This is a genomic window from Halothiobacillus diazotrophicus, from assembly GCF_001663815.1.
Lineage (GTDB): Bacteria > Pseudomonadota > Gammaproteobacteria > Halothiobacillales > Halothiobacillaceae > Halothiobacillus > Halothiobacillus diazotrophicus.
Genome location: NZ_CP016027.1, coordinates 1,981,054 through 1,996,421, shown reverse-complemented (window position 1 = coordinate 1,996,421; position 15,368 = coordinate 1,981,054). Strand labels below are relative to the sequence as shown.

The 15,368-nt window shown below is 60.6% G+C and carries 17 protein-coding genes; 15 read left to right on the top strand and 2 right to left on the bottom strand.

Annotated elements, in window-relative coordinates; genetic code table 11:
* Positions 1 to 385 precede the first annotated feature (385 nt).
* From mnmG to glmU, 15 genes are all read left to right on the top strand, one after another.
* Positions 386 to 2,266 carry a tRNA uridine-5-carboxymethylaminomethyl(34) synthesis enzyme MnmG gene (mnmG, locus tag A9404_RS08720; RefSeq protein ID WP_066100362.1) on the top strand — a complete coding sequence of 627 codons (1,881 nt, stop codon included), beginning with the start codon at positions 386 to 388 and terminating at the stop codon, positions 2,264 to 2,266.
* Between the two features lie 2 nt (positions 2,267 to 2,268).
* Positions 2,269 to 2,931, top strand: coding sequence for a 16S rRNA (guanine(527)-N(7))-methyltransferase RsmG (gene rsmG / locus A9404_RS08715; protein ID WP_082922855.1), 663 nt, complete (start codon positions 2,269 to 2,271; stop codon positions 2,929 to 2,931).
* Positions 2,928 to 3,749, top strand: coding sequence for a ParA family protein (locus A9404_RS08710; RefSeq protein WP_066100357.1), 822 nt, complete (start codon positions 2,928 to 2,930; stop codon positions 3,747 to 3,749). Before rsmG ends, A9404_RS08710 begins: the two co-directional genes overlap by 4 nt.
* Before the next feature lie 21 nt (positions 3,750 to 3,770).
* Positions 3,771 to 4,643, top strand: coding sequence for a ParB/RepB/Spo0J family partition protein (locus A9404_RS08705; RefSeq protein ID WP_066100354.1), 873 nt, complete (start codon positions 3,771 to 3,773; stop codon positions 4,641 to 4,643).
* A gap of 142 nt (positions 4,644 to 4,785) precedes the next feature.
* On the top strand, positions 4,786 to 5,055 hold the full coding sequence (locus A9404_RS08700; RefSeq protein ID WP_066100349.1) for an AtpZ/AtpI family protein: 270 nt from the start codon (positions 4,786 to 4,788) through the stop codon (positions 5,053 to 5,055).
* Positions 5,048 to 5,458: an ATP synthase subunit I gene (locus A9404_RS08695; RefSeq protein ID WP_066100346.1), complete on the top strand. Its 411-nt coding sequence runs from the start codon at positions 5,048 to 5,050 to the stop codon at positions 5,456 to 5,458. Before A9404_RS08700 ends, A9404_RS08695 begins: the two co-directional genes overlap by 8 nt.
* Positions 5,459 to 5,468: 10 nt before the next feature.
* Positions 5,469 to 6,290 (top strand): F0F1 ATP synthase subunit A, encoded by an 822-nt coding sequence (gene atpB / locus A9404_RS08690; RefSeq protein ID WP_066100343.1) that lies wholly within the window; start codon positions 5,469 to 5,471, stop codon positions 6,288 to 6,290.
* A gap of 44 nt (positions 6,291 to 6,334) precedes the next feature.
* The gene (gene atpE / locus A9404_RS08685; RefSeq protein ID WP_066100340.1) at positions 6,335 to 6,622 is read left to right on the top strand and encodes a F0F1 ATP synthase subunit C; all 288 of its coding nucleotides are present in this window, start codon (positions 6,335 to 6,337) and stop codon (positions 6,620 to 6,622) included.
* 102 nt (positions 6,623 to 6,724) lie between these two features.
* Entirely contained in the window at positions 6,725 to 7,195 is a 471-nt protein-coding gene (locus A9404_RS08680) for a F0F1 ATP synthase subunit B (RefSeq protein ID WP_066100331.1), read from the top strand.
* A gap of 18 nt (positions 7,196 to 7,213) precedes the next feature.
* The gene (locus A9404_RS08675) at positions 7,214 to 7,750 is read left to right on the top strand and encodes a F0F1 ATP synthase subunit delta (RefSeq protein WP_066100328.1); all 537 of its coding nucleotides are present in this window, start codon (positions 7,214 to 7,216) and stop codon (positions 7,748 to 7,750) included.
* Between the two features lie 9 nt (positions 7,751 to 7,759).
* Entirely contained in the window at positions 7,760 to 9,298 is a 1,539-nt protein-coding gene (atpA, locus tag A9404_RS08670) for a F0F1 ATP synthase subunit alpha (RefSeq protein ID WP_066100325.1), read from the top strand.
* A gap of 15 nt (positions 9,299 to 9,313) precedes the next feature.
* Entirely contained in the window at positions 9,314 to 10,174 is an 861-nt protein-coding gene (gene atpG / locus A9404_RS08665) for a F0F1 ATP synthase subunit gamma (protein WP_066100322.1), read from the top strand.
* 43 nt (positions 10,175 to 10,217) lie between these two features.
* Positions 10,218 to 11,606, top strand: coding sequence for a F0F1 ATP synthase subunit beta (gene atpD / locus A9404_RS08660; RefSeq protein ID WP_066100320.1), 1,389 nt, complete (start codon positions 10,218 to 10,220; stop codon positions 11,604 to 11,606).
* A gap of 14 nt (positions 11,607 to 11,620) precedes the next feature.
* Positions 11,621 to 12,067 (top strand): ATP synthase F1 subunit epsilon, encoded by a 447-nt coding sequence (gene atpC, locus A9404_RS08655; protein WP_066100316.1) that lies wholly within the window; start codon positions 11,621 to 11,623, stop codon positions 12,065 to 12,067.
* Positions 12,068 to 12,168: 101 nt separating this feature from the next.
* Positions 12,169 to 13,557, top strand: a complete 1,389-nt coding sequence (gene glmU / locus A9404_RS08650; protein WP_066100311.1) for a bifunctional UDP-N-acetylglucosamine diphosphorylase/glucosamine-1-phosphate N-acetyltransferase GlmU — start codon at positions 12,169 to 12,171, stop codon at positions 13,555 to 13,557.
* A gap of 6 nt (positions 13,558 to 13,563) precedes the next feature.
* On the opposite strand, the gene hemW is transcribed toward glmU, so the two are convergent.
* Both hemW and rdgB read right to left on the bottom strand, forming a co-directional pair.
* A complete protein-coding gene (gene hemW, locus A9404_RS08645; RefSeq protein WP_066100308.1) occupies positions 13,564 to 14,730 on the bottom strand; it encodes a radical SAM family heme chaperone HemW in 1,167 nt (388 codons plus the stop codon).
* A complete protein-coding gene (gene rdgB / locus A9404_RS08640) occupies positions 14,730 to 15,362 on the bottom strand; it encodes an RdgB/HAM1 family non-canonical purine NTP pyrophosphatase (RefSeq protein ID WP_156521294.1) in 633 nt (210 codons plus the stop codon). Before rdgB ends, hemW begins: the two co-directional genes overlap by 1 nt.
* Positions 15,363 to 15,368 lie beyond the last annotated feature (6 nt).

Below are 15,368 nucleotides of genomic sequence, written 5' to 3'. Positions count from 1 at the left end.
TATGGATGTTATGTTGCCGGGTAGGCAGGGTGTGGCGTGTATTCCGTCGCCCGATTGCGGTCTGCCGGGCAGGCACGGGGTCATCCCCCGAACGGGGGACCGGATATTCTGCACGAAACCCCGTGCCTTATAAATAGTGATTGGTGGAAAGCGGTCGCCGGCGATGTGGGTACGCGAACTCGCGGCACGTGATCGTCGTGATGGATGGCGGTTTTCGGTGGGTGTGTCTACCCCGCTGTTTTAGCAAAAGAAAAAACGTCTAATTTCTGCGTCAGTCTCGATTTTGTGCGCCTTCCCGCGTAAAATCCTTCGTCTTTAAGAATCTGTGCCTTGGCGATGTTCGTGCTGCAGGTGCAGTATCGCTATTGTGTCCCGGAGTTTGCCCGTGCGTTATCCCGAGAATTTTGATGTGATCGTTGTCGGCGGCGGCCATGCAGGCACCGAAGCCGCGCTGGCGGCTGCGCGCATGGGGGCGTCGACGTTGTTGGTGACCCACAACATCGAGACCCTCGGGCAGATGAGCTGCAACCCGGCGATCGGCGGTATCGGCAAGGGGCATCTGGTGCGCGAGATCGATGCGTTGGGGGGTGCCATGGCCCGCGCCGCGGATCGTGGCGGCATCCAGTTCCGGACCCTGAATGCCCGCAAAGGGCCGGCTGTGCGCGCCACCCGTGCCCAGGCGGATCGCATCCTCTACAAGGCCGCCATTCGGCAGATGCTGGAAAACCAACCCAATCTGATGCTGTTCCAGCAGGCGATCGACGACCTGTTGCTCGAGGGGCATCGCGTGATCGGCGTGCGCACGCAGGCCGGCATCGAATTCGTCGGCCGCACGGTGGTGCTGACCGCCGGGACGTTTCTCGCGGGGCAGATTCACATCGGACTGCAAACTTATCAAGGCGGGCGCGCCGGCGATGCGCCTGCGTTGCGTCTGGCCGAGCGCTTGCGGGAACTGTCGCTGGGCGTGGGTCGCCTGAAGACCGGCACCCCACCCCGGATTGACATCCGTTCCATCGACCTGTCGGTGATGCAGGCGCAGCCCGGCGATACGCCCGAGCCCGTCTTCTCGTTCCTGGGCTCGGCCAGCGAGCATCCGCAGCAGATCAATTGCTACATCACCCATACCAACGAGCAGACGCATGAGATCATCCGCAATGGCCTCGACCGTTCGCCGATGTTCACCGGCGTGATCGATGGTGTCGGTCCGCGTTACTGTCCGTCGATCGAGGACAAGATCCATCGGTTCGCCGACAAGGATTCGCATCAGGTGTTCGTGGAGCCGGAAGGACTGACCACCAATGAGATCTACCCCAACGGGATTTCCACCAGTCTGCCGTTCGACGTGCAGTTGGCGTACGTGCGCACGATCCGTGGCTTCGAGCGAGCCGTGATCACGCGCCCCGGGTACGCCATCGAGTACGATTTCTTCGATCCGCGCGGGTTGAAGCCGACGCTGGAGACGCAGGCCATCGAGGGTCTGTATTTTGCCGGACAGATCAACGGAACCACGGGGTATGAGGAAGCCGGTGCCCAGGGGTTGCTGGCCGGCGCCAATGCGGCGGCGTGCGCGCTGGGCCGCGACCCGCTGATCCTGCGACGTGATCAGGCCTATCTCGGGGTTCTGGTCGACGACCTGATCACGCAGGGGACTCAGGAGCCCTACCGCATGTTCACCAGCCGGGCCGAATACCGGCTCATGTTGCGGGAGGATAATGCCGATCAGCGTTTGACGGCGATCGGGCACGCCATGGGTCTTGTCGATGAAACCCGTTGGCGGGCCTACAACGAGAAGATGGAAGCCATCGAGCGGGAGCGTTCGCGTTTGTCCGACTTGTGGATCCATCCTGAGCATCCGGATGCAGCCGGTCTGCCGAGCCCGATCAGCAAGGGGGTTCGCGCGCTGGATCTGTTGCGGCGGCCCGAAATCGACTACGACCTGCTGGCGCAGGTGCCGAGTCTGTCGCCCGAAACGCCGCTGCCCCGGGCGGTGACCGAGCAGATCGAGATCGAGGTCAAGTATGCGGGCTATGTCGACCGGCAGCGGGACGAGGTTTCCCGTTCCGTGCAGCAGGAAACCCAGGTGTTGCCGCCGGATCTCGATTACGACGCCATCCCCGGTCTGTCCCATGAGGTGCGCAGCAAGCTGTCGGCCCAGCGCCCGGCGACGATCGGACAGGCCAGCCGGATTCCCGGCGTGACCCCGGCAGCGGTCTCGTTGTTGTTGGTGCACCTGAAGCGACGCAGCTTGCTGGCGGCTTCGGCTTGAGCATGACGCAGGTGGCGGAGATCGGGGTCGCCCCCGCGCTGGTCGATGCGATTGCGGCCGGGGCGCGAGGACTCGACCAGCCTGTCGCCCCCGAGACGGCCGTGCAGCTGGCCGGCTATCTGATGCTTCTGTCCAAGTGGAATCGCACCTACAATCTGACCGCGGTACGGGATCCTGCCGACATGGTGGTGCGCCATGTGCTGGACTCCCTGGCCGTTCGCCCCTGGGTTCGTTCTGCCGGGCGCCTGGCGGATGTCGGCAGCGGCCCGGGCATTCCCGGTATTATCCTGGCGATAGCCGACCCGACGCTGGATGTCACCTTGATCGATTCCAATCTGAAGATGACCCGATTTGCAGAAACCGCCATCCGGACACTGGGCCTGCCGAATGTACGCGTCGTGCGTGGACGGGTCGAGTCGTTGCCGGCTGACCAGTTCGATCAGGTGATCTCCCGTGCATATGCCTCGACATCGGATTTTCTGACGTCGACGGCACACCTCGCGCGACCGGGGGGCGAGTGGCTGGCCATGAAGGGGCGGGTCGATGTGGCGACGCCGGAAACGATGCCGGATAAATTCGAGATCAGGGAGATCATGCCGTTGACCGTGCCCGGTTTGAATGCGGAGCGGCATCTGCTCATCTTTCAGCGAGAGACGATGTCATGAGTTGGACGCTGGCCATTACGAATCAAAAGGGCGGTGTCGGTAAAACGACGACCGCCGTCAATCTGGCCGCCGCGCTGCGGGATCGGGATCAGCGGGTCCTGCTGGTGGACATGGATCCCCAGGGTAATGCCACGGTCAGTTCGGGGGTCGACAAGCCGGCGGTCGAGACCAGCATTTCGGAGGTGCTGCTCGACGAGCTGTCGGTGGATCGGGCTTTGATTCGCAGTGAGCCGGCGGGCTACGACCTGCTGCCGTCCACCATCGATCTGGCGGGCACCGAGTTCCAGCTGGTCACGCGGATCGGGCGTGAAATGAAGCTCCGACGGGCGCTGGTTCCCGTGATGGCGCGCTACGATTTCATCCTGATCGATTGCCCGCCTGCACTGAACACCCTGACCATCAACGCCCTGGTTGCGGCGAACGACGTCCTGATCCCGGTCCAGTGTGAGTACTTTGCGCTGGAGGGGTTGAGTGCCTTGTTGGATACGATCGAGCAGGTGCGCCTGTCCTTGCAGCCCTCCCTCGGGATTGCGGGGGTGCTGCGCACCCTGTACGACTCACGGAATTTGCTGGCACAACAGGTTTCCGACCAATTGCTCGCCCATTTCGGGGCGCAGGTGTTCTCGACCGTGATCCCGCGGAATGTTCGTTTGGCCGAGGCGCCCAGCTATGGCTTGCCGGCATTGTTCTATGACCGGCAGTCCTCGGGGGCGCAGGCCTATGACGAGCTGGCCCGGGAGTTGATCGAGCGTGCCCGGACGCGGTTGGCGGCAGGCCCGAAACCCGCAAGTTTTCGGGCCGCACAGGCGCGGGAATAACGATCCAAAGAGAGAACGGACATGACAGTAAAGAAAAAAGGATTGGGTCGCGGCCTCGATGCGCTCCTGCGCTCCAGTGAATCGGCCCAGGAAGAATTGGGTGGTCAGTTGCGGGATGTGGCACTGGAGCTGATTCATCCGAGCCCTTTTCAGCCCCGGACCCGATTTGACGAAGGTGCGCTGCAGAGTCTTGCGGATTCCATTCGTGCTCAGGGGCTGATCCAGCCGGTCGTGTTGCGTCGTCGCTCCGGTGAATACGAGTTGATCGCCGGTGAGCGACGTTGGCGTGCGGCCCAACTGGCAGGCCTGCATCAGATTCCCGCGATCGTTCGCGAGATTGACGATCATCAGGCGGCCGCACTGGCGTTGATCGAAAACCTGCAGCGCGAGGATCTCGATCCGATCGAGCAAGCCGAAGCGATGAGTCGGTTGATCCGCGAATTCGACATGACCCATCAGCAGGTGGCGGATATCCTCGGCGTGTCGCGACCGGTGGTCAGCAACGCCTTGCGTCTTCTGGATCTGGCGGAGCCTGTCCGGGCGCTCCTGCAGGGCAACCGGATCGATGCCGGGCACGCGCGGGCACTGGCGGGGCTGCCGCAGGAGCAGCAGGCTGCCGTGGCGGAGAAAATCGTCGCGCGCGCCCTGACCGTCCGGCAGGTGGAAACCATGGTGCGCAAGCTGAACGAAGCGCCGCGTCTCGCCGAGTTGAACACGCAGGATGCGGATACGGAGGCACTGGTTCGGCGAATCTCGGAAGCGCTGGGCGTCGTGGCCGAGCTGCAGTCTGGCGCCCGGGGAAAGGGGCGTCTGACGTTGCGCTATGAACATCCGGCGCAACTCGAGTCGATTCTGAGCCGTTTGCTTGATCCCCGCGATCCGGAGCCAATCTGATCCGAACTGTGAGGCGGCAAGGTTTTCGGTCGATTGTGCCAAATGACCGGGGCGCGAATGGGTAGGTACGGCAACTGTTGTTGTCCGTGAAATATGCCGTTAAACTACCTGCCAAATTTTGGCCGGTAAATACGAGCACACGATGGCCGATTCCCACGACGTCCCGCAGAATACGCCGAAAAAACAAGTGTCAGGATACTTGGCGGCCCGGTTGCAGGGGCTGCTGAATGTCGGTGCGGGCAACGTATTCGCGTCCACGGTGATTGCCGGTCTGCTCCTGGGCTACTTGGTGGACCGTTGGCTGGGGTGGGCGCCAATCGGCATGCTGATTGGTGGCCTGCTCGGGTTTATCGGCGGCATGAGAAATGCCCACCGTTTAATGCTGTCGAAACATCATGGCGATAATGTCTGATGGAATTGCCCGGCGCGCGCGCCGGGTGCTGGTCGTCCAGGCGATCGCCGCGGCATTGCTCGTTCCGGCGCTCTATATATGGCGCGGGCCCGATGCCGCCCTGGGTGGGCTGGGCGGGTCGATCATCGCGGTGGTCCTGATGCTGATGCTGCGTTACACGATGCAGCGCGCAACGGATCTCGCGGTCGAGTCCCCCTCCGCGAGCATGAACATTATGTATTTTGGCGCCGCGCTGCGGTTCGTGACGCTGCTGATCCTGTTCGGGTTGGCGCTGGGCTGGCTGAAGTTGCCGGCCCTGTACACCGTAGGCGGATTCGTCGGGCTGATGGTCGTCGGCGTGCTGGCAACGCGCGGCGCGGATTCCGGTCGTCCGGCGAGCAAAACAGATTTGAACTTGGATTGAGGAGATTTGTGTGGCGACAGAAAATACCGGCGGCGGTTCGGTTGAGTACATCCAGCATCACCTGACCAATCTTTCGGTTGGTCAGGGATTCTGGCAACTCAATATCGATACCCTGATATTCAGTTTCCTTTTGGGTGGCCTGATTCTGTTCGTGGCCATGAAGATTGGTCAGAATCTGCGTACGGAGACCCCGGGCCGCTTCCAGAACGCGGTCGAGGGCGTGCTCGAATTCGTGGACAATCAGGTGAAGGATTCCTTCGGCGGCAAGGCGCCCGCCCTGATCGCGCCACTGGCGCTGACCATCCTGATCTGGGTATGGCTCATGAACTTCATGGACCTGATCCCGATCGATCTGCTGCCTGCCATCGCGCATGGTCTGGGCGTCACGCACCTGAAAGTAGTGCCCACGACCGATCTGAACACGCCGCTGGCGATGGCACTGGTCGTGTTCGCGCTGACCGTCTTCTATAACCTGAAGGTCAAGGGTGTTGGCGGGTACATCAAGATGTTCCTGTTCCACCCCTTCGGCAAATTCTTCATCCCGGTCAATATCGTCATGACGTTGATCGAGGAACTGGCCAAGCCGATCAGCCTCGGGCTGCGACTTTTCGGTAACATGTTCGCCGGCGAACTGGTCTTCATGCTGATTGCGCTCCTGACTCTGGGTGCGACCATCGGTGCCGGCCTTCTGATCTGGTTCCCGCTGCAGGTCGTTCTGGATCTGGCGTGGTTGATCTTCCACATCCTGGTCATCTCGTTGCAAGCATTCATCTTCATGGTGCTGACGATTGTGTACCTGGGTATGGCGCACATTGACGCCGACTCTCACTGATTTTCGTGTTTCGTTTTTTAACTGTTCGATTGAGGAGAATGTAAATGACCCCTGAAATGCTCGCGACGATTTACGCCTATACAGCTGTAGGTGTTGGTGTGATTCTGGCTGCTGCCGGTCTGGGTTCGGCCATCGGCTGGGGCCTGATCTGCTCCAAGACCCTGGAAGGGATTTCCCGTCAGCCGGAAATGCGTCCGCAACTGATGACCAACATGTTCATCTTCGCCGGTCTGATGGAATCCTTCCCGTTCATCATCCTCGCGTTCGCCATGTGGTTCCTGTTCGCCAACCCGTTCGTTGGCGCGCTGAAAGCCGCGATTGGTGCAATCTAACTTCGTGCGGGCCTAGTCTGTCCGTGATGCCGGCGCTGTTGAGCACCGGCATCACGACATTGGGCCCGGTATCATCGAAACGGCAACAATCGAGGGGAACCTGTGAACATTAACATCACACTCGTTGCACAAATCCTCGCCTTCGCGGTGCTCGTTTGGCTGGTCAGCAAATATCTCTGGACACCGCTTTCCGCATTGATGGAAGCCCGTCGCCAGAAGATTGCTGACGGCCTCTCGGCATCCGAGCGAGGCAAGCACGAACTGAAACTGGCTCAAGAGCGTTCTGCGGAACTGCTGCGCGAGACCAAGGAAAAGGCAAACGACATCATCGCCCAGGCGAATGCACGTTCGAACCAGATTCTGGAAGATGCGCGCGTGAACGCCAAGGCGGAAGCCGAGCGCATCGTTGCCCAGGCGTCTGCTGAAATCGATCGGGAAGTCAATCGGGCGAAGGACGCACTCCGCAGCCAGGTGTCTGCGATCGCCGTCGTTGGCGCCGAGCGTATCCTGAAGCGTGAAGTGACCAACAAGGATCATGAAGCGGCGCTGGCCGATCTGATTGCCCACATTTAAGGATATAGGTACACGTCAATGTCCGAAAATATCCAAATTGCGCAATCGTACGCCAAGGCAGTCCACGAGCTGAGCACGGCGGCTGGTTCAGCCGACGCGTGGTCGCGGCAACTGGCATTGCTGGCCGAGGTGGCAAGCAACGACGACATGGTTCGGTACTTGAGCGACGTTTCCCGTCCCTCGGAAGAGCGTACGAAAGGCTTTCTGGCCGTCGTATCGTCCGAGTTGGATGCGGCCGGGGTTAACCTGGTTCGTCTTATGGGCGAAAACGGACGTTTGAGTCTGATGCCTGCCGTCGCCGAACAGTATGAGGCGCTCCGCGCCCAGGCTGAAGAGCGGGTTACCGCCACGGTCGTGTCTGCCCATCCGTTGTCCGAGAACGAAATCAACCTTATTAACGCGGCGCTCAAGAAGCGCTTGAACCGCTCCGTCGATTTGCACACGGAAATCGACAGCAGCCTCATCGGCGGCGCCATCATCCGCGCCGGCGATTGGGTGATCGACGGTTCAATGCGCGGCGGCATTGAAAAGCTGGCCGCCCAATTGAGTCGCTAAGGAGATCCTATGATCAATCCATCTGAAATTAGTAGCCTGATCAAGCAACGTATTGAAAACTTCGACACGTCTGCCGATGCGCAGACTGTTGGCACCATCGTTTCCGTCAGCGACGGCATTTTGCGCATTCACGGTCTGAACGACGTGATGCTGGGCGAAATGATCGAATTGCCCGGCGGTTCGTTTGGTGTGGCCATGAACCTCGAGCGTGACTCCGTCGGCGCCATCGTGCTGGGTGCCTATGATCACCTTCGCGAAGGCGATCAGGTCAAATGCACGCAGCGCATCCTGGAAGTCCCCGTGGGTAAGGAGCTGCTGGGCCGCGTGGTGAACACCCTCGGCCAGCCGGTCGACGGCAAGGGCGACATCAACGCCAGCCTGACCGCCCCGATCGAGAAGATCGCACCGGGCGTCATCGAGCGTCAGAGCGTCGACCAGCCCCTCCTCACCGGTATCAAGGCGCTGGACGCCATGGTCCCGATCGGCCGCGGCCAGCGGGAACTGATCATCGGTGACCGACAGACCGGTAAGACCGCCGTAGCGATCGATGCCATCATCAACCAGAAGGGCAAGGGCGTGTTCTGCGTCTACGTGGCCATCGGTCAGAAAGCTTCTTCAATCGCCAACGTGGTTCGCAAGCTGGAAGAATACGGTGCGCTGGAGTACACGATCGTCGTGGCTGCGACCGCCTCTGATCCGGCAGCCATGCAGTACCTCGCAGCCTACGCCGGTTGCACCATGGGCGAATACTTCCGCGATCGCGGTATGGACGCACTGATCGTTTATGACGATCTGACCAAGCAGGCCTGGGCCTATCGCCAGATCTCCCTGCTGCTGCGTCGTCCGCCGGGACGTGAAGCTTATCCGGGTGACGTCTTCTATCTGCACTCTCGTCTGCTGGAGCGGGCTTCCCGCGTGAACGCCGACTACGTCGAAGCCTTCACCAAGGGCGAAGTCAAGGGTCAGACCGGTTCACTGACGGCGCTGCCGATCATCGAAACCCAGGGCGGTGACGTATCCGCGTTCGTTCCGACCAACGTGATCTCCATCACCGACGGTCAGATCTTCCTGGAGACTGACCTGTTCAACTCCGGCATCCGTCCGGCGATCAACCCGGGTATTTCCGTATCCCGAGTGGGTGGCGCCGCACAGACCAAGGCGATCAAGAAGCTGGCCGGCGGGATCCGTACCGACCTCGCCCAGTATCGTGAACTCGCCGCGTTCTCGCAGTTCGCATCCGATCTGGACGAAGTGACCCGCAAGCAGCTCGAGCGCGGCAAGCGCGTTACTGAATTGATGAAGCAGAAGCAGTTCAAGCCGCTGTCCGTGACCGAAATGGCCCTGAGCCTGACGGCCGCGAACGAAGGTTATCTGGACGACGTTGCGGTCGACAAGATCAACGACTTCGAACAAGCCCTGCACGACTACGCAGCGGCGAACGCGAAGGATCTGGCAGACAAGATCGGTAACAGCGGTGCCTACAACGATGAAATCGCCGCCGGCATCAAGCAAGTGATCGAGGCCTTCAAAGCGAAGGGCGTTTATTAATCAGGGGGCGAAGTCATGGCCGTAGGCAAAGAGATTCGCACCAAGATTAAGAGCGTGCAGAATACGCGCAAGATCACCAAGGCGATGGAAATGGTCGCTGCATCCAAGATGCGGCGCGCCCAGGAGGCGATGGAAGCGACTCGGCCCTATGCCGAGAAGTTTCTGGAAGTCGTCGGGCATATCACCAATGCCCATCCGGAATATCGCCATCCCTTGATGGTCGAGCGTGAAGTGAAGCGGGTCCTGATCATCGTGATCACGACGGACCGCGGGCTCTGCGGCGGCTTGAACGTCAACTTGCTCAAGCACACCTTGCTGAAAATCAAGGAATACCAGAGCAAGGGCATCGAAGTCGACGTCATCCCGATCGGTTCGAAGGGCCGGGCTTTCTTCAAGCGTTATGGCGGCAACGTTCTGGCATCGGTCGCACACATGGGCGATAAGCCCAGTTACGCGAAAATGCGCGGTGCCATTACGGCTGCCATGGGCGCTTACGAAGAAGGCCACGTTGACCGTATTGAACTCGCGCACAACTCGTTCGTGAATTCGATGGTGCAGCGTCCGGTCGTCGAGCAGATTGCGCCGTTGGTGTATCAGGAGAATCCGGAACTGCGCCACCACTGGGATTATCTGTATGAGCCGGATTCCCATGCAGTGCTGGCAGCCGTTCTGAAGCGCTATATCACCGGACAGATTGTGTCCAGCGCCATCGAGAACGTGGCTTGCGAAATGGCAGCACGCCGTATCGCGATGAAGAATGCCACCGATAATGCGGGCGACATGATCAAGGCGTTGAAACTGCAGTACAACAAGGCGCGTCAAGCCGCGATCACGCAAGAGATTTCGGAGATCGTTTCAGGCGCTGCGGCAGTTTGATCGTCGTCGGTTTTAGCCAATATTTATTTTTGAGGGTACAGACATGAGTTCTGGAAAAATTGTCGAAATCATCGGTGCTGTCATCGATGTCGAGTTTCCTCGGGATTCCGTTCCCAAGGTCTATGACGCGATCAAGATCGATGAAACCGGTTTGATCGTCGAAGTTCAACAGCAGATCGGCGACGGTGTCGTACGCGGTATCGCCATGGGTTCTTCCGATGGCCTGAAGCGCGGCATGGCCGTGAGCAACACCGGTTCACCGATTCGTGTTCCGGTCGGCAAGGGAACCCTGGGCCGTATCATGGACGTCCTGGGTAATCCGATCGATAACGCCGGTGACGTCGCTTCCGACGAGCAGTGGTCTATCCACCGCAAGCCGCCGACTTTCGACGAGCAGTCAAACAGCACCGAACTGCTGGAAACCGGCATCAAGGTCATCGACCTGCTGTGTCCGTTTGCGAAGGGCGGCAAAGTCGGCCTGTTCGGCGGTGCCGGTGTGGGCAAGACCGTGAACATGATGGAGCTGATCCGTAACATCGCCGTTGAGCACAGCGGTTACTCAGTATTCGCCGGTGTGGGTGAGCGTACCCGTGAAGGGAACGACTTCTACCACGAAATGAAGGATGGCGGTGTACTGGACAAGGTTGCCCTGGTTTACGGCCAGATGAACGAACCGCCCGGAAACCGTCTGCGCGTTGCCCTAACCGGTCTGACCATGGCCGAATTCTTCCGTGATGAAGGCCGTGACGTACTGATGTTCATCGACAACATCTATCGTTACACCCTGGCCGGTACCGAAGTATCCGCGCTGCTTGGCCGTATGCCGTCCGCGGTAGGTTATCAGCCGACGCTGGCCGAAGAGATGGGCGTTCTGCAGGAACGCATCACCTCTACCAAGACCGGTTCAATTACCTCCGTTCAGGCCGTCTACGTTCCTGCGGATGACTTGACCGACCCGTCACCGGCCACCACCTTCGCGCACTTGGATGCGACCGTGGTTCTGTCCCGTGACATCGCTTCCCTGGGTATCTACCCGGCGATCGATCCGCTGGATTCCACCAGCCGTCAGCTGGACCCGCAGGTCGTCGGCGAGCAGCACTACACCGTGGCCCGTACCGTGCAGAAAACCCTGCAGCGTTACAAGGAACTGAAGGACATCATTGCGATTCTGGGTATGGACGAACTGTCCGACGACGACAAGGCCATCGTGTCTCGCGCGCGTAAGATCCAGCGCTTCATGTCCCAGCCGTTCTTCGTCGCCGAAGTGTTCACCGGTGCGCCGGGTCGCTACGTTTCCCTGAAGGAAACCATTCGTGCCTTCCAGGGCATCACCGCGGGTGAATACGATCATCTGCCCGAGCAGGCCTTCTACATGGTCGGCACCATCGACGAAGCGGTCGAGAAGGCCGCCAAACTCGCTGCGAAGGCGTAACGGGAGGCCAAATCATGGCAATGACCATTCGTGTTGACATCGTCAGCATGGAGCGTCCGATCTTCTCCGGGGATGCGAGCTTTGTGTCCATTCCCACCGAAGCGGGCGAAGTGGGGGTTACCCCGCTCCATACGCAGACCCTGTCAATCCTGCGACCCGGTGAAGTGCGCGTGCATCTTGCTGACGGTTCCGTCGTCCGCTACTTCGTGGGTTTCGGTATCCTCGAGGTTCAGCCGATGGTGGTGAGCATCATCGCAGACTGGGCCCTGACCGAAGAGGATGCTCATGGCGTGGATGCGTCCGAGCTCGAGGCCAAGCTGGCCGAAGAAGCCGTCTACATCCGTGACTACGAGCAGCGCGGCCAATTGGACTTCACTTCGGCTCAGTCGATCATGATCGAGGCCGAGGAGCGGTTGAAATGGGTGCGCTCCCTACGAGGCATGGGCGCGGGACGTCGTTAAGGATCAGATCCTGATCGCCAATCTGTTGCGAAAGCCACGGTGAGGCGTTGTCCAGTACAATAAAAAGGAGCCTAGGCTCCTTTTTTGTTTTCGAGGAAATCATGTCAACGACGCCCCAACTCCATGTCGTCATTCTGGCTGCAGGCAAGGGGACGCGTATGCGTTCGGCCAAGCCCAAAGTTCTTCAGTCCCTGGGTGGGAAAACCATGCTGGCGCGTGTACTGGATGCGGCCACATCGATTCGACCGGCCTCCCTGAACGTCGTCGTGGGGTTTGGTGCCGATCAGATTGTGGCGGCGACCGACCGGGCAGATATCCGCTGGGTCCTGCAAAACGAGCAGCTCGGCACCGGCCACGCCGTTCGATGCGCCCTTGATGAGGTCGATTTCGCAGACGACGACCATGTGCTGATTCTCTACGGCGACGTACCGTTGCTGGACGCGGCAGTCGTACAGGGCCTGGTCGATGCAGCCCGACGCAGTCCGCTGGCGGTCCTCACGACGGAGCTCTCTGATCCGAGCGGATATGGACGGATCATTCGCGATGCGGCGCATGCCCTGATCGCCATCCGCGAACAGAAGGATGCCACCCCACTGGAACAGGCCATCACGGAAATCAACACCGGTCTCATGTGCGTCCGGGTGGGGGAGTTGCGCCAGTGGCTGACCCGACTGGAACCGAAAAATGCACAGGGCGAGCTGTATCTCACGGACATCGTCGGCATGGCCCATGCGGCGGAGGTGGCGATCGAGGGGGTATTCACGGATGATCCCGTCAAGGTTGCCGGCGTTAACGACCGCTGGGCGCTGGCGGAACTCGAGCGGGAATGGCAACGCAGACAGGCGAAGTCACTCGCCCTGGCGGGCGCGACCATCATCGATCCTGCGCGGCTCGATATTCGCGGGGAACTGAGCATCGGCACGGATGTGACGATCGACGTCAACGTGATCTTCGAGGGACGGGTGACGATAGGAAACGGGGTGACGATTGGCCCGAACAGCATCATCCGGAACGCGACCTTGGCAGATGGCGTTCAGGTACTGGCCTTCAGCCACGTCGATGGCGCCGAGCTTGCGGAAGGCGTGGTGATCGGCCCCTATGCCCGGCTGCGCCCGGGCACGTTTCTGGACGCACACAGTCGGATCGGCAATTTCGTCGAGGTCAAGGCCAGTCGAATCGGGGCGGGTTCCAAGGTCAACCATCTCTCCTACGTGGGCGATACGGAAATGGGCCAGGAGTGTAATATCGGGGCGGGTACGATCACCTGCAATTACGATGGGGCCAACAAGCACAAAACCCTGATCGGCGACCGGGTCTTCGTGGGGTCGGCCAGCCAGTTGGTGGCGCCCGTCGCGGTGGGGAGCGGTGCCACGATCGGCGCAGGATCGACGATCACGAAAAATGTACCGGAAGAGCAACTGGCCTTGGCACGTGCGCCGCAGGTGCTCAAGACGGGGTGGCAGCGGCCGGTGAAGAAAAAGCCGGCTTGAAGCGGCTCAGTCGGGCATGAAGCGCAGGACCAGATCGTTCAGGTAGCGAGCGCCACGCTCGGTCGGCCGGATGTGTGTCATGGTCCAGGTGATGAGTTCGTCCTGCTCCAGGCTGTGCAGGGTGTCGGAAATCACCTTGATGGGCAGTCCGGTACGGTGGGTGAACAGTGGGACGTCGAAACCTTCCGTCAGGCGAAGCGCATTGAGCATGAACTCGAAGGGCAGTTCGCGGCTGGGCACCGTGTGCGCCGTGATGGCGGCATCCGAACCGGCCTGCGCCAGATAGGCACTCGGGTGGCGCGTGCGGACGCGGCGTTCGATGCGAGACTCCCCGGCCAGCGTGATCTTGCCGTGGGCGCCAGCCCCGATGCCGAGATAGTCGCCGAACTGCCAGTAATTGAGGTTGTGCTGACACGCGTGTCCCGGTTGCGCATAGGCGGATACCTCATACTGCTGGAAGCCAGCCCCCACCAGGCGGTCAAGACCGCGTTCGTTGATCGCATCCATCGTGTCATCCTCGGGGAGGGTCGGCGGATGGGCCGCGAAAGGTGTGTTCGGCTCCAGAGTCAGTTGGTACCAAGAAAGATGTGGTGGTTCGAGGTCCAGAGCCTGTCGGATGTCGTCTTCGGCCTGCTCAGTCGATTGATGGGGCAGGCCGAACATGAGATCGATGTTGAAACTGTCCAGCCCTGCATCGTGGGCGGCTTCGATGGTGCGAATCGCGGCGTGATGGTCGTGAATGCGGCCGAGGCGCCTGAGGCTGTCGTCATCAAAGCTCTGTACGCCGATGGACACGCGATTGATGCCGATGCTTCGGTATTCGCTCAGCCGGGTGGCCATGTCGGTGCCGGGATTGACCTCCAGCGTGACTTCGCGACAAAAGCGCAGATCAAGCAAGGCACGCAGGCCGGAGAACAGCCGATCCAGCCCTTCGGGCGAGAAGAGGCTGGGGGTGCCACCGCCGATGAAAATCGTCTCAATGGGGCGCCCCCAGATCAAGGGGAGTTCGCGCTCAATGTCGCGCAGCAGGGCATCGATGTAATCGCGCTCGGGGAGCGCCTGTCCCTTGAGACCGTGCGAATTAAAATCGCAATAGGGGCATTTCTCCATGCACCAGGGCAGGTGGATGTACAGTGCCAGCGGCGGATTTTCAGTGAATTGCAGAAGTTGCATCAGAGCGGGGCGTGTCCAAGCAGGGTGAGCAGTTTAGTCAGGGCACGCGCACGGTGACTGATGCTGTTCTTCAGTTCGGCAGGCATCTGGGCGGCCGTCTGGCCGTGTTCCGGCGAGAAGAAGAACGGATCGTAGCCGAATCCTTCGGTCCCGCGCGGATCGGTCAGCATACTTCCGGGCCATTCCCCTTCGGCAGTGAGAGGGTGCGCATCCTCGGCATGGCGCACCAGGGCCAGGGCACAGACATAGCGCGCGCTCCGTTGCGACTCCGGCGTGCCGGCGAGCGCCTGTTGCAGTTTCAGGTTGTTTTCGGCATCGGTCGCGCCGACACCCGCGTAGCGTGCGGAGTAAACGCCAGGGGCGCCATTCAACGCGTCGACCACGAGCCCGGAATCGTCGGCCAGGGCCGGCAGTCCCGTCAGGGCGGCGGCCGCGCGTGCCTTGATGAGGGCGTTGTCGATAAAGCGCTCGCCGTCTTCGTCGGGCGGTGTGCCCTGCCAGTCGGACAAGGGGAGGAACTGGATTCGGGAGAGACCCGGAAATGCGGTCGACAGGGCAACGCGCATGGCCTCGAATTCCCGGAGTTTGCCCCGGTTATGGGTGGCGATCACTATTTGTGTCATTGGGTTCACGGACTC